Source organism: Cronbergia sp. UHCC 0137, assembly GCF_034932285.1.
In the GTDB taxonomy this organism is placed as follows: Bacteria; Cyanobacteriota; Cyanobacteriia; order Cyanobacteriales; family Nostocaceae; genus Cronbergia.
Genome location: NZ_JAYGHC010000047.1, coordinates 1 through 14,241 on the forward strand (window position 1 = coordinate 1; position 14,241 = coordinate 14,241).

11 protein-coding genes and 1 pseudogene are annotated in these 14,241 nt (G+C 41.0%); 5 read left to right on the forward strand and 7 right to left on the reverse strand.

Annotated features, from left to right (window positions below; all coding sequences use genetic code 11):
* Positions 1 to 157: 157 nt before the first annotated feature.
* The 7 genes and pseudogenes from VB711_RS20080 to nifB all read right to left on the reverse strand — a co-directional run bounded on the left by VB711_RS20080 (position 158) and on the right by nifB (position 6,369).
* Positions 158 to 577 (reverse strand): hypothetical protein, encoded by a 420-nt coding sequence (locus VB711_RS20080; protein WP_323288040.1) that lies wholly within the window; start codon positions 575 to 577, stop codon positions 158 to 160.
* Positions 574 to 1,419, reverse strand: a complete 846-nt coding sequence (gene dinD / locus VB711_RS20085; RefSeq protein ID WP_323288041.1) for a DNA damage-inducible protein D — start codon at positions 1,417 to 1,419, stop codon at positions 574 to 576. Before dinD ends, VB711_RS20080 begins: the two co-directional genes overlap by 4 nt.
* A gap of 354 nt (positions 1,420 to 1,773) precedes the next feature.
* Positions 1,774 to 1,926: pseudogene (locus tag VB711_RS20090) on the reverse strand (AAA family ATPase); the annotation flags it as partial.
* A gap of 165 nt (positions 1,927 to 2,091) precedes the next feature.
* Positions 2,092 to 3,018, reverse strand: coding sequence for a Fe-S cluster assembly protein NifU (gene nifU / locus VB711_RS20095; protein ID WP_323288044.1), 927 nt, complete (start codon positions 3,016 to 3,018; stop codon positions 2,092 to 2,094).
* A 119-nt stretch (positions 3,019 to 3,137) separates the two neighbouring features.
* Positions 3,138 to 4,346 (reverse strand): cysteine desulfurase NifS, encoded by a 1,209-nt coding sequence (gene nifS, locus VB711_RS20100; RefSeq protein ID WP_323288076.1) that lies wholly within the window; start codon positions 4,344 to 4,346, stop codon positions 3,138 to 3,140.
* A gap of 123 nt (positions 4,347 to 4,469) precedes the next feature.
* Positions 4,470 to 4,814 (reverse strand): DUF362 domain-containing protein, encoded by a 345-nt coding sequence (locus VB711_RS20105; RefSeq protein ID WP_323288045.1) that lies wholly within the window; start codon positions 4,812 to 4,814, stop codon positions 4,470 to 4,472.
* A 115-nt stretch (positions 4,815 to 4,929) separates the two neighbouring features.
* Positions 4,930 to 6,369, reverse strand: a complete 1,440-nt coding sequence (gene nifB, locus VB711_RS20110) for a nitrogenase cofactor biosynthesis protein NifB (RefSeq protein ID WP_323288047.1) — start codon at positions 6,367 to 6,369, stop codon at positions 4,930 to 4,932.
* Between the two features lie 1,168 nt (positions 6,370 to 7,537).
* On the opposite strand from nifB, the gene VB711_RS20115 reads away from it, so the two are divergent.
* The 5 genes from VB711_RS20115 to VB711_RS20135 all read left to right on the forward strand — a co-directional run bounded on the left by VB711_RS20115 (position 7,538) and on the right by VB711_RS20135 (position 14,227).
* The gene (locus tag VB711_RS20115) at positions 7,538 to 8,482 is read left to right on the forward strand and encodes an NAD(P)-dependent alcohol dehydrogenase (protein ID WP_323288048.1); all 945 of its coding nucleotides are present in this window, start codon (positions 7,538 to 7,540) and stop codon (positions 8,480 to 8,482) included.
* Positions 8,483 to 8,608: 126 nt separating this feature from the next.
* The gene (locus tag VB711_RS20120; RefSeq protein ID WP_323288049.1) at positions 8,609 to 10,624 is read left to right on the forward strand and encodes an AMP-binding protein; all 2,016 of its coding nucleotides are present in this window, start codon (positions 8,609 to 8,611) and stop codon (positions 10,622 to 10,624) included.
* Positions 10,625 to 10,652: 28 nt separating this feature from the next.
* Positions 10,653 to 11,675 carry a TauD/TfdA family dioxygenase gene (locus VB711_RS20125; protein WP_323288050.1) on the forward strand — a complete coding sequence of 341 codons (1,023 nt, stop codon included), beginning with the start codon at positions 10,653 to 10,655 and terminating at the stop codon, positions 11,673 to 11,675.
* Between the two features lie 30 nt (positions 11,676 to 11,705).
* Positions 11,706 to 12,929, forward strand: coding sequence for a cytochrome P450 (locus VB711_RS20130; RefSeq protein WP_323288051.1), 1,224 nt, complete (start codon positions 11,706 to 11,708; stop codon positions 12,927 to 12,929).
* 62 nt (positions 12,930 to 12,991) lie between these two features.
* Complete coding sequence (locus tag VB711_RS20135) at positions 12,992 to 14,227, forward strand: cytochrome P450 (protein WP_323288052.1); 1,236 nt, start codon at positions 12,992 to 12,994, stop codon at positions 14,225 to 14,227.
* Positions 14,228 to 14,241: the final 14 nt, after the last annotated feature.

Sequence of the window (14,241 nt, forward strand, 5' to 3'; positions counted from 1 at the left end):
GTTTGATTTTCCATATTATTTAATTCCCGCTAAATTATTTTTGTGTCTGGCTCTTAAAGTTTCAACCTGATTTTTTTTGACTGGTTTTCATGGTCTCCACTTCTTTAGCTAAAGTATTATCTGTAGATGATGATATTGGTGTCAATCAAGTAAGCCATTAGAGCCAACCTTCACGATTACTGGTTAAGTAGTCGTCAATGACTTGCTTTGGTTGGTGAGTAACCCCAAAAAACGAGCGTGGACTAAATGGCTGGGTAGGTTGCTGTATTTGTCCGAATTTAATACTATCTTCCTGCGCTAGTTGTGTTAACACTATCTGTACTAGTTGTAATTTATCTGCATGGGATAGGGCGGCGATCGCTTCAACTTTGCTTATGATAAAGTTTTTGGCAGATTTTGTATCACCAATCTTTATCCAATTTACCCCACTACTATCACTTGATAAGTAACTTTGAATTGGACGTGGAGAACTGCCTCTATACAACACGATATATTTTGAGAATTCTTTAATTTCCCACTCTCCCGTATCCCGAAACTCAGGAAAGCGCAACTTAGGTATATTTCTTTGGCTGCTCATTTACTTTCCAACCCATCGGGATTCTTGCCTACAGTCTTCTCCGCCGAACTTAGACGGCGCTCTACCTTTTTGACATCTTCAGCAGGGGGCAGACTTTCCGGGCGAATTCCCCGATCCAATAGTGTTTGCCGCACCGCCTGATTATTAGTGACGTGTTCTTGAGATATTTGTGGTTCACTGCTCATTGATTGGGTGCGAGCATTGTAAATAGTGATTTCAGTCGCAAAATCTTTGGCTTTTAAAATAATGGTGGGGGCAAAGTCCGCGAGGGGGCGACTGTCTGGAACTCGCCATTGAGCTTTCATGGCTTGGGTGCTTTTACCAAATAAAGCTTGGTCGCCTTTGCTGCGAATTAGGGCAAAGTTTTTGTTGCCCCCAGTTTGCTCATAAATAACCTCAGACAGTTCTTTTTCCGTATTCGAGAGTTTTTTACGAGCCGAAACCCGTTCTGCTTCCAGCATTCGCTGTTCAATCAACTCTGCCTTGCGGGTTTGCATCGCAAAGTAGGTTTGGGCAAAGGCAATCTCTGGCTTGGCGGGATCACCATTTTGAGCAATGAGGTAACAGGCATAGCGGGTCAGCATAATGTCACTAATCTCTCGTCTGCTACCCGAACCAAGTTCGACCATTTTCCCGACATCAGCAAAATGGTCAGCGATTGAGTGACCAGAAACGTCACAGGCAGTTTTCGCCTTAGAAATCACATTTAAAAAATTGTCCCACTTTGCATATCCCAGCAAGTGCTGTAAATCCCGTGCCAGCCAATACTCAATACCGTTTTCGGTTTCTTGAGCATGACCTTCAAAGTTTTCGGTCATCGTATAAATCAATTCATTCTGCATAGTTCTACCTCTAAGTTAAAGCCCGATCTTGCCTTTGTTCACGCTGCCAAACAACTGGATCAGCAATTTCTACAAAAGGATTTAATGCCACCACCTGCGCCAATGCTTGCGCCAAACCTTCGCGCCTTGTTTGGTTTGAAGTGATAGGCGTTTTTTATCGTGCTTTTTGTTCTAAGTAAACAGCATAATTCAGTAACTCCGCTTGGGATGATATCGGTAGAGCGGCAGCATGGTGTTGAATTTGTTGCAAAATAGGGTTCATAGCTGTCGTTATCTAGTACCGACGATAATCTATATTACAGGAGTTCGCGGTAAGCGTAAATCTCAGTGGCTGTGAGAGGTGTCCATATTGTTAAAACGAGTAGAGTCAGCCTTAGGGTCGCAACCTACGATCATGATGCGTTGACCCATTTCAGCCATAGCTGCGAGGGTGTTTTGAGAAGTGGTAGATTTACCGATACCGCCCTTGCCGTAGAATGCTATTTGTCTGATTTTTTCGTCAGTCATGGTTCTTGTTTTCCTAGAATTAGTTGTTTAGTTGGTCTTTTACTTCTCACGCCAATTTATCTACGGCAGTGAGCGTGTGTAGAACGTTCCTATGGAGGCGAACGCTCTACCAAACATAAAATTAGTGTTGAGTGCATACTTTTTACCTGTAGCGTTGTTGGTTAATTAAACTGCTTCGACAATAATTTCTTTGCTGATGCGATCGCGCAATCTTGCTTCAATTGCCACCTTCAAAGTAGCTGTACTACTAGAGCATGAACCACAAGCCCCTTGAAGAATGACTTTAACGCGAAGTACGTCCCGTCCCGCTTCGCTAACGCCATCGACATCATATAGTTCTACATCTCCACCGTCGGCAATTAATACCGGTCGGACTTCTTCATCTAATACTTTTTGAATCAGAGCAATCTTTTGAACATTGGTTAATGGTCTTTTTAGCTCTGAATTAGAATTTTCTGTAGTAGCTCTCACGCCGGGTTTGTTGAGATTTGTTTTAGCGGTTTCTTGCTCTACACTTCTTATTATATCATCAATATTCGCTAAACAAGAACCGCATCCGCCACCAGCTTTTACATAATTTGTTACCTGCTCCGCACTGGTGAGATTATTTTCAACAATTACTCTGCGAATCTTAGATTCACTAATACCAAAGCAGCTACAAATTAAAGCACCTTCATCATCGTCATCATGGGTAGCGAGAGGAATACCTCGATAGTTATAGATAGCAGCTTCTAAAGCTTCTTGACCCATAACCGAGCAGTGCATTTTTGCTTCTGGCAAGCCACCCAAATAATCTGCAATCTCTTTATTGGTAACTTTTAAGGCTTCATCTAAAGTTAAACCTTTAACCATTTCAGTCAAAGCACTAGAAGAAGCGATCGCACTCGTACAACCAAAGGTTTGAAAGCGAGCATCGAGAATTGTATCTGTAGCAACTTCTACTTTTAAGTGCAATCTGAGAGCATCACCACAAGCAATACTGCCTATCTCTCCAGTTGCAACCTTAACTCCAAATTCACCCGTTTCTTCAATAACTCCCTGATTTTTGGGATCGTAAAACAACTCTAATACTTTATCTGTGTAGTCCCACATAATTGATTCTGGATTTTGGATTTTAGATTTTGGATTATAAGAACTAATTGAGGATTGGGTAGGGGTTTAGCAATGCTAAACCCTGTCAAGATTTAGGGGAATTTTACTTATCACCTAATCTACCGATTCACTAGAGTTTGTTCTTGCTGTTGTAACCAACCTGCTTCATCATTTTTGAAGGGAGATAAAGCGCGGAGACGTTCAACAATATCTGGCATTACAGCTATTACTTGATCAATTTCTGCTTCTGTGGTGTAGCGACAAAGACTGAAGCGAATTGAACCATGTAAAGTAGTGTAGGGTAAACCCATAGCTCGTAAAACATGAGAAGGTTCAAGAGAGCCAGAAGTACAAGCAGAACCAGAAGAAGCACAAATACCGTATTTATTTAAAGAGAGCAAAATTGCTTCACCTTCAATATATTTAAAACCGATATTTGTGGTATTTGGTAATCTATGTTTAATATCACCATTAACTACACAGTCGGGAATTTTAGCCAAAAGAGATTGTTCCAATCGATCGCGCAACCGTCTTTCTCTTATGGTAGCCTTTTCCAAATGTAGCATTTCCAATTCTGCGGCTTTACCCAGAGCAATAATTCCTGGAACATTTTCTGTTCCTGCTCTGCGTCCCCGTTCTTGATGTCCACCAAGTAAAAAAGGACGAAACCTCACCCCACGACGCACATACAAAACCCCAATTCCCTTGGGTGCGTGAATCTTATGACCAGATATAGTTAACATATCTACCGTACTGGTCTTCATATTCAAGGGTAACTTACCCACCGCTTGCACAGCATCGACATGGAAGAGAGCGCCGTATTCCTTAACTCTAGCACCAATCTCTTCAATAGGAAAGATCGTGCCGGTTTCATTATTGGCATACATCACACTCACCAAAGCAGTGTTACCAGTCAAAGAAGCCTCTAGTTCATCTAGATCCAATTGTCCTTGACCATTCACCGAAAGATAGGTAACAGTGTAACCTTGGGTTTCCAGTTGTTTGCAGACATTTAAAACCGCTGGGTGTTCAACTTGAGTAGTGATAATGTGACGCTTTTCTGGTTGAGCTAATAATGCAGCACGAATAGCAGCGTTATCTCCCTCAGTTCCGCAACTGGTAAAGACGATTTCCGACTCCTCAGCACCCAACAAAGCCGCAACTTGTTCTCTAGCTATTTTGACACCCTTACCCAGTTGTCCGCCAAAACTATGCATACTAGAGGGGTTGCCATAAAAATCAGTCAAATAAGGCAACATCGCCTTAACAACTTCAGGGTCTACTTTAGTTGTAGCATTATTATCAAGATAGATGCAATTTTTCTGCATAGTTTCCATAAAATATTCTGAGTAAGAGAGAATGTCAGGGAGATAAAATTACAGCAACTTTCATCTATTTCTTCCTTTGTGTCTTTGCATGAAACAAAAACTGAAAACTGCTGTAATCTTTCCCTAAACTGCTCCTTGAGGCTGTTGTTTTTGTAGTTGTTCCGAGAACTTTTGAGAATAAGTATTCCGCCAACGTTCCCAGTAATCTTGCTTATTGGTTAATTTAGCAAGAACCCGATTATAATTAGCAAACCAACCTTCCCAATAATCACCAGGTTGTTTAACGCAACCATGAACAGTAGGACAACCAGCCTTACATTGAGGTACAGTGTGAATGCTGCCAACGCAGTTGTTACAAAGTTCAGAATCAATCCAATGATTGCCGTTAGTTTCTTTAATTGCACCAGTCGGACAAACAGATTTACAAAGATGACAGGAAATACACTGGCTAGTAATTTTGTAAGCCATGATTATTCTCCTAATTGGTGATTGGTAATAGGTAATAGGTGATTGGAAAAAAGGTGATTAGTGATTAATCATTGGGTAGATGATTGGAAAAATATTACCCATTACCAATTACCCATTACCAATTAGCCGTTACATATTGCTCGTAAAATTCCAAGGCGACTTTTTCAATTACGTCGTAAGCTTCAACAGTTTGGATTCCCGCTTCGTGCAGTTTCTCTTTGGGACAGTTACCAATCTTCGAGACTAAAACTGCTTTACAGTCTGCGATCGCTTTCATGATATTATCTGCGGTAGCTTCTTCGCTGTAACCACCTTGACAATATTGGTCTATTTTCCGGTGGCTGACAAATTTTACTTCCTTACCATCCACTTCGTAAACTTGGAACTCCTTAGCATGACCGAAGTGTTGGTTAACTAATCCGCCGCCTTTTGTCGCTACTGCAACAAGTATTTTGGGAGAATTGGCAGATGTTTTACCAGTCTGCACCTTTGCTTTAGCTGCCTTAATTTCTTCTCTAAATTTCTCAATTCCTTCGTGAACTTCTTGGCGTGTTTCCAAGTTGTATTCTGGGGACATTTCCAAGAATTTGTCTTTGGTGAATTCTTGGCTACGGTCTTCTCCTAATAATCCTACCGCATCGGCACGACACTGACGACAGTGGCGCATCATTTTCATATTACCAGAGCAATTATCTTGTACTTCTTTGAGTTCTTTACCTGTTGGTCCCCGTTGACCTGTTAAACCAAAGTGTGTACCATGTTCTGGTGCAGAAATTAGCGGCATGATGTTGTGTAAGAATGCTCCTCTTTCACGAATCGCCTTGTTGACTTCTACCAAGTGTTTGTCATTAATCCCCGGAATCATCACCGAGTTGACCTTACACAAAATATCAGCTTCCTTGAGAGCTTGCAATCCTTCCAACTGCTTTTCTAAGAGAATCTTCGCCCCTTCCACGCCTCTATAACGCTTACGTTTGTAATGAACCCAAGAATAAATTTGCGCGCCTATTTCTGGGTCAATGGTATTAAGGGTGATAGTAACGTGATCTATATTTAATTGTTTGATGCGGTCTACATATTCAGTTAGCATCAAGCCATTGGTAGATAAGCACAGTTTAATATCTGGTGCTTTATCTGCAATCAATTCAAAGGTACGGAAAGTTTTTTCAGGATTCGCCAATGGATCACCAGGGCCTGCAACCCCCAAAACAGTCATTTGGGGAATTTTCCCGGCAATTACCAACACTTTATGTGCAGCTTCTTCCGGTGTCAGCAACTCACTGACTACACCAGGACGGCTTTCATTAGCGCAGTCATATTTGCGGTTACAATAGTTGCACTGAATATTACAAGCTGGTGCAACAGCAACGTGCATTCTGGCATAATGGTGATGAGCCTCTTCGCTGTAGCAGGGATGCTTGGCGATGCGTTCTATGAGCTTTTCGTCCATTTCTGGGGTAGTGCTACTGTCGCAACCACAATTACCAGATTTGGCTGGGGTGATGATGGATTCCTGATGGTCGGAGGTGATGAGTTTTGTAGCCGGTAGTGTCATTGAATTTCGCAAGGGTCGGTGGACTAGAATGCCACTGTGGGAGATGCCGTTGCTACTTCCAATGCCGATGAACTAAAGTCGCGTCTTATACTCATTTTTTGGATGATTTAGTAAAATTGGAGGTTAATCCAAAATCTAAAATCCAATTGTTTAGGGTTCGGCTGGGGTGTGTCAACGTTTCGGTCTTGGGTAGACTTTTATGTATACAGCCGCGACTTCGATTCACTTCAGGCATGGTGCTATCTCATCCCTCCACTCACTTTCGGCTTCTAACTTTGTTAAGGAGCGTTAAGTGATTGGCGATAAATGATTTATAGCAGCCGTTTTTTAGTCAGCCAATAGCATAAGTAGGATAGAATTTATTGGATTTATTATGTTTGCACTCAAAGCCAAAAAATCTAATGTTTGCAAGCATTAGTTAAATTAAAAAATATTTTTTTGGGTAGGGGCGCTAGTATTTTTTCATTGGGGTACGAGTATTTATGAACTGGGGTTCAGGATTTTTTTGTACTCGGTTAAAACTCAATACCTGTCAGGAATTGAGCAATATTTTAGTTTACTTTTACCTACTTTAGCCTGTACTCAAATTCACCTCAACTCCTGCTAAAAGTGTTTATTTGCAAGGGTTTTGAGGTGGAAAACTGGAGCAGAATACTTCGGACTACTCCAGATAATGCGAAATTCAATTCTGTATCTAACATATCATTTTTTTCGGGGTAAAAATGCAATTCATATTTTTTTAAGTTTTTAGTTATTGATGGTACGAATTGCTGTTCTAATGCTGTTCACTTGAGGATTATAAGTTCTAGATTAATACTAGCTTAATGCTGATTATTTGCAATAGACTTTATTTTAGGAGTTACGGAATATCCAACCGCAGAGGACGCAGAGGACACGGAGAAATAAGAGTTTGAAAGGTTTTTTGCGTAAGTCCTATGTTTAAAAGTTTTGTTTTTAGGTTGTTTTAGTGATTAAATCTAGTTTCTCAATGAGAAATTATTTTAATTTAGGGAACATTTCACTAAATCAAAGCGACTTTTCTGCCCCCTGCCCCCTGCTCCCTGCCCCCTGCCGTTTTTTAGTTGGAAGTCTCTTAGGGGCAGGATAATTAAATTCCGGTCGGGTAGACCGTTGCTAAAATGGGGATAACAAACAAGAGGGGAATGCGATGAAAGCTGTTGTGATCCGTCGCTATGGTGCTGCTGAGGTGTTACAGTATGAAGATATGGTGCAACCTCAAATCCAGCCTGACCAATTACTTGTAAGAGTCCACGGGAGTAGTGTTAACCCGATTGATTGGAAAATTCGCCAGGGAATGTTCAATTTGTTAACGGGCAACAAATTTCCGATGGTTTTGGGATTTGATGTGGCTGGGGAAGTGGTGGAAGTTGGTCCTCAGGTGACGTACTTTCGACCGGGAGATGCTATTTATGGCAGTACGAGCTTTCCTGGGGGTGCTTATGCAGAATTCGCTGCTGTCTCTAAAAACTTGATTGCACCTAAACCCATAAATATGACTTACGAAGAAGCAGCCACTGTACCGTTAGCGGCGTTAACGTCTCTCCAAGCCCTGCGAGACTTGGGTGATATCAAATCGGGTCAAATGGTCTTAATTAATGGTGCTTCGGGTGGTGTGGGATTGTTTGCGGTGCAAATCGCTAAGGCTTTGGGGGCTGTGGTGACTGGTGTTTGCAGTACAAAAAATTTGGATTTAGTTAATTCTCTGGGTGCAGATTTTGTAATTGACTATACGCAACAAGATTTCACCCAGGGTAATGTGCATTACGATATTATATTTGATGCGGTGGCGAAGAAATCATTTTCTCAATGCCAACGAGTGCTGCAAGCAAATGGAATTTATATTTCCACTTTGCCTAGTTTAGAATTGATGGTGCAGATATTTTTAACAACATTTCTTCCTGGTCAAAAAGCGAAATTTGTGTTAGAAAAACCCAATACTAAAGATTTGCTGTATTTAAAAGAATTGATTGAAGCGGGTAAGTTGCGGACTGTGATCGATCGCACCTATCCTTTACAAGAATTAGCTGCTGCCCATGAGTATAGTCAAGGTGAGCGGGCTGTTGGAAAAATAGCGATCGCTGTTACAAGTTGAACAGATTGTCTCCCAAAATCAAAAAAAGATACAATTCGCCACTGTAATTATTTGTCCATATTTTGTGCTATTTAAGTCATAGATTTACTTTATGGTAATAAGCTGAGAGTTTTAACTCTCTACTCTATGATGACTTTTGAAATATCTCACTTAGTCCAGTTACTTCAAGGGCGATCGCGCCAGCAACCCCAGCAACGAGCTTATACCTTCCTCAAAAATGGTACAACAGCAACTGCTCATTTAACCTACGAGGAGCTTGACCAACAAGCTCAAAAAATTGCAGCTTATTTACAAAATATCGTAATACCAGGGGAGCGAGCTTTGCTTGTGTATCCTGCGGGTTTAGATTTCATTACCGCTTTCCTTGGCTGTCTCTATGCTGGCATTATCGCTGTACCAGTCCATCCTCCCCGTCCTAATCGATCTCTGCATCGTCTCAAAGCGATCGCCGCAGATGCTCAAGCGACCCTTGCCTTAACCATAGCCTCTCTCTTGACACAGTTTAAAACCAAACGAGACGGGATTCCAGAGCTATCCAATCTTCACTGGATTGCCACAGATAACCTCATCCCACAACTACAAAACTGGCATCCCCCCGATATTTCCCCCGATACTCTCGCCTTTTTACAATACACGTCCGGCTCAACCGGAACTCCCAAAGGAGTTATGATTAGTCATAGCAATTTGCTCCATAATCTTCAAATCATCCAAACCGCCTTTGAACTAACTCCAGATAGTATATCGGTGAGTTGGTTGCCTCATTACCACGATATGGGGTTAGTCGATGGGATTCTCGAACCCCTGTATACGGGTTGTCTTGGGGTATTAATGCCACCCACCGCTTTTTTACAAAGTCCGATTCGTTGGCTTGAAGCAATTTCCAGTTATCGCGCCACCCATAGTGGTGGTCCTAACTTAGCCTACGAACTATGCGTAAATAAAATCACTGCTGAACAACAACAAGGTTTAGATATAAGCTGTTGGTTGAGCGCCTATAATGGTGCAGAACCAATTCGTCCAGAAACCCTAGCACAATTTGCAACAAAGTTTACTACTTGGGGGTTTCAGCCTCGCTTTTTCTATCCCTGCTATGGGATGGCAGAGTCTACCCTCATGATTACGGGGGTAAATCTCAATGAAGAGCTAACTGTTTTAGAGGTTGACGCAGAAGCCTTAGAACAGAACCAAGTAGTTCAAACTTTACCAACTAGCCAAAACGCTAAGAAAATCGTCAGTTGTGGACATGGGTGGCTAGATACCCAAATCCTCATTGTGAATCCAGAAACCCTGATTCTCTGTGAAGACAACCAAGTAGGTGAAATCTGGGTATCTAGTCCAAGTGTGGCACAGGGATACTGGAATCAAACAGAAGCCAACCAACAAACATTTAGCGCATCGGTCACAGAAACCCCCTCAAGTAAATTTCTCCGTACTGGAGATTTAGGCTTTTTACACAACGGTGAGTTATTTGTCACCGGACGCATTAAAGATGTGATCATTATCTGGGGTCGCAATCATTATCCCCAAGACATTGAATATACTATTTCTCAGTCTCACCCCGCTTTACGTCCTGATTGTGGAGCAGCCTTTAGCATCAATGTCAATGGACTCGAAAAATTAGTCATTACCCAAGAAGTTGAACGGAGTTATCTGCGTCAGATGGATCGGGATGAAATTATGAGCGCAATCAGGGAAGCGGTAGCTACTGACCATGATTTGTCAGTTTATGCTGTAGCTTTGCTCAAAACCGCCAGCATTCCCAAAACATCCAGTGGTAAAATCCAACGTCGCGCCTGTAGAGAAGGATTTCTCAATCAAACCCTTGATATAGTTGACAAATGGCAACAGCAACCTAATTTATCTGAAACCTTAACACCAGTGCCAGATATGACAAATCCAACACCCACCGCAGACACTATTCAAAATTGGCTGATTACCAAGTTAGCCGATGTTCTTAGTTTAGACCCTGACGAAATTGATCCTCAAAAATCTTTTGCTCACTATAGTTTAGATTCCTCCGTGGCGCTGGAACTCACTGGAGAATTGGCAATTTGGCTGGAGTGTGAGTTAGAACCCACTCTCTTTTGGGAATATACAGATATTGAGTCTTTGACCGAATATCTAAGTACAGAAGTGTCTTAGTCCTTTCTTTGTTTATCTTGATAAACCAATGAACGTAACTTCCCAAACCATAGAGTGTCCTGCTCCTTTGAATGCCTCTTTCTTTGCGCCTAACCTGCAACTACCTCTGGTCATTAAACCGGATTTTACAAGAGCTTGCACCCCATCTGCTTTGTGGAGATGGTTAACGGAGAACCAAACTTGGTTAGAGCTAACTCTCCTCAAATATGGTGGAATTTTGTTTCGCGGATTTCCCCTAGAGACTGCTTCAGAGTTTGAGCAATTTGTCAAGGCGATTGACTCCAATTTTGTCCCATATACCCAGGGACAGTCACCGCGATCGCGCATTCACAACTTAGTTTATACTTCTACCACATACGCCAGCCACAAAACTATTAATCTACACAACGAACTTTCCTATACCCATCATCCTCCCCTAAGGATCTTCTTCTTTTGCGAAACACCCCCAGAAAAGGATGGGGAAACTCCCATTGTTGACTGTCGCCAAGTTTATCAGAAGCTAGATCCTGAGATTCAGGATGCTTTTATCCAAAAAGGGGTCTGCTATGTCAAAAATATGCCTAAGAAAAGTTCTGAGATCATGGGAAAATCCTGGCAGGAACATTTTGAGACTTCTGATCAAAATGAAATAGAAGCCTATCTAGAGCAAAGTGGTAGCGAGTTTGTCTGGAAGGACAATGGTGTTTTGAGAACCAAACAATTCTGTCCCGCCGTGATTATCCATCCAGATACGAGCGAACGGATTTGGCACGCTCAAATAAATACATTTCACTACACAGCTTACGGTAAGACAGGGGAATTACTCAAAAAAATGGTAGGTGAAGAAAATTTACCCATTAATGCCTACTACGGTGATGGTAGTTCAATAGAGCCAGAAATAATCCAGAAACTTAATCAACTGTTATGGCAAGAAGCTACCGTGTTCCCTTGGCAAAAAGGAGATGTGTTAATGCTCGATAACCTTTTAGTTGCTCATGGACGAAACCCTTTTCAAGGAAAACGACGGATTCTAGCAGCCATGACTTCTCCCTGCGATCCTATTGTAGCTTGAGTTGAAACTTAGATTCCAGAACTAATAACCATGACAACTGCTATCCGCTTTAACCCTTTTCAACTGAAATTTCATCAAAATCCTTATCCCACCTATGAGTATCTGCGTCGAGAAGACCCTATTCACTACAGTTTTCTCAAGGCTTGGGTCATTACTCGCTATGCCGATGTGGAAGCAATTTTGAAAGATGCTCGTTTTCAAGTAGATAATTTACCCCAACGTCTGATCCAAAAAAGCCATTACCTCAAACAAGGCAATCTTGATCCCCTAGCTCAAACCATTCATAAGTGGCTCTTTTTCCTTGAACCTCCCAACCATACCCGTCTGCGAGGACTGGTGAGTAAAGCTTTTTCTCCTGTAACTGTAGAGGGGATGCGGACTGAAATACAGACAATGGCGAATGAACTACTCGCAAAAGTACAACCAACAGGACAAATGGATGTCATCAAAGACTTAGCCAGTCCACTCCCCGCCATGACAGTGACTCATATCTTGGGACTCCCACCCGAAGACTACCCTAAACTGGTTCGTTGGTCCTATGAGTTATTCTTTGTTTTTGATCAACCAATGTCTTTACAAGGCTATCAAAAGCAAAATCAGATGGCGATCGAAGCCAGAGACTATCTCATTAAGATAATTACACGCTTAGAGAAACAACCCAATGATGGTTTAATTAGTCGTCTAATTGCAGCCAGAGATGAAGATAGAAGCATTACCCAAGATGAAATTATTGGCTTCTGCATCATGCTGCTAATTGTTGGACAAGAAACTACGAAAAGCTTAACCGGAAATGCCATGGTTGCGCTGTTGAGACATCCTGATAAATTAGCTGAACTCAAGCAAAACCCAGATTTGATTAAAAATGCAGTTGAAGAGTTACTTCGCTACGATAGTCCAGTCCAAGTCATTGCGCGTTTAGCAACAGAAAATGTGGAAATTGGAGATAAAACGATTCAAATTGGGGATAAAGTAATTCTTTGCATTGGTGCAGCTAATCGTGATTCAGAACAGTTTACAAACTCTGACCAACTAGACTTTACTCGTAGAAACTATAGCTTGCCTTTCGGTGGTGGAATTCATTTCTGCTTAGGAGCATTCTTGGCGAGAGTTCAAGGACAAATTGCAATTAATGCAATGCTTCAGAAATTACCCAATATTCAGTTAGCTACTGATACCCTTGATTGGCGCGAAACAATTACTTTAAGAGGATTGCGAAAATTACCCGTTGCCTTTACCCCTTCTTCAGCTATATAAACATATCAGTAAGTAAAAAATTAACCATTTTCTGCGGTTTTTTCTAGTAGATATTAATCCCTATGACACAAGATAAATCAGTTCATTTCAGCCCCTTTAGCCCAGATTTTCATCGAAATCCTTATCCAACCTATGAATATCTCCGCCAAAATGAGCCAGTTCATAAGAGCTTGTTAAATACCTGGATTATTACCAGCTACGCTGACGCGAAAACCATTTTAAATAGTCCATCTTTCCGGGTTGATGATTTACCTAAACGCCTCAAGCAAAAAAATCGTTATCTCAAAAAGGGAGATTTAAACACCCTTTCTGAAACTATTGAAAAATGGCTATTTTTCCTAGAACCTCCTGATCATAATCGTCTCAGAGTATTATTCACTAAGCCATTTTCCCCAACTGCCATAGAAGCAATGTATCCTGAAATTCAAGCTAGGGTTGACAATTTACTCGCAAAAGTCCAAATTAAAGGACATATAGATATTATTGATGATTTAGCTAGTCCTCTGCCTGCCATGACTATTACTCACATTTTAGGTTTACCCTGCCAGGATTATAGAAAATTACTTCACTGGTCTAATCAACTCTTATTCATTCTTGAACAACCTGCTTCTTTGAAACGTTATCAACAACAAAATGAAGTAGCTATGGAAGCAAAAGAGTATTTTTTGTTAGAAATTGAAAAACAAAAAAAATATCAAAGAAAAGGTTTATTAGGAGAACTTATTAACAACCAAGAGTTTACAGATAAATTTGATTCTGATGAAATTGTTGGTCTCTGCATTATGTTAATGGTTGCAGGTCAGGAAACAACTAAAAGTCTAATTGGTAATGGAATATTAGCCTTGATTGAACATCATGAAAAGCTAAATCAAATTAAGCAAGGAAAATTTATATTAAAAAATGTCATAGAAGAATTACTCCGTTATGATAGTCCTATTCAAATGGTGGCAAGAATTGCTCTGGAAGAAACGATTGTTAGTAACGTTATAATTGCCAAAGGAGATACTGTAATGATTTGTATTGGTGCAGCTAATCGAGATCCAGCACAATTTAAGCATCCTAATGATCTGGACTTTGAACGTCAGCAATACTCCCTAGCGTTTGGTGGTGGTATTCACTATTGTTTAGGGGGATGGTTGGCAAGAATTCAAGCAGAGATTGCTATTAATACTTTAATTAGAAGTTTCTCTAATTTAAAAGTTGACGCAGAAAAAATTGAACGACACAAAAGCATTATTATAAGAGGGTTAACTAAACTTCCAATTTCCTTCGATTTTGATAGATCAGAGGTTCTTTAATTCGAGCATAAAAT

Bases quoted from the DNA above. Each gene is read 5' to 3' on its own strand.
- VB711_RS20080 (WP_323288040.1), bottom strand. From the start codon at position 577: ATGAGCAGCCAAAGAAATATACCTAAGTTGCGCTTTCCTGAGTTTCGG.
- VB711_RS20125 (WP_323288050.1), top strand. From the start codon at position 10,653: ATGAACGTAACTTCCCAAACCATAGAGTGTCCTGCTCCTTTGAATGCC.
- dinD (WP_323288041.1), bottom strand. From the start codon at position 1,419: ATGCAGAATGAATTGATTTATACGATGACCGAAAACTTTGAAGGTCAT.
- VB711_RS20105 (WP_323288045.1), bottom strand. From the start codon at position 4,814: ATGGCTTACAAAATTACTAGCCAGTGTATTTCCTGTCATCTTTGTAAA.
- nifB (WP_323288047.1), bottom strand. From the start codon at position 6,369: ATGACACTACCGGCTACAAAACTCATCACCTCCGACCATCAGGAATCC.
- VB711_RS20135 (WP_323288052.1), top strand. From the start codon at position 12,992: ATGACACAAGATAAATCAGTTCATTTCAGCCCCTTTAGCCCAGATTTT.
- nifU (WP_323288044.1), bottom strand. From the start codon at position 3,018: ATGTGGGACTACACAGATAAAGTATTAGAGTTGTTTTACGATCCCAAA.
- VB711_RS20130 (WP_323288051.1), top strand. From the start codon at position 11,706: ATGACAACTGCTATCCGCTTTAACCCTTTTCAACTGAAATTTCATCAA.
- nifS (WP_323288076.1), bottom strand. From the start codon at position 4,346: ATGCAGAAAAATTGCATCTATCTTGATAATAATGCTACAACTAAAGTA.
- VB711_RS20115 (WP_323288048.1), top strand. From the start codon at position 7,538: ATGAAAGCTGTTGTGATCCGTCGCTATGGTGCTGCTGAGGTGTTACAG.
- VB711_RS20120 (WP_323288049.1), top strand. From the start codon at position 8,609: ATGATGACTTTTGAAATATCTCACTTAGTCCAGTTACTTCAAGGGCGA.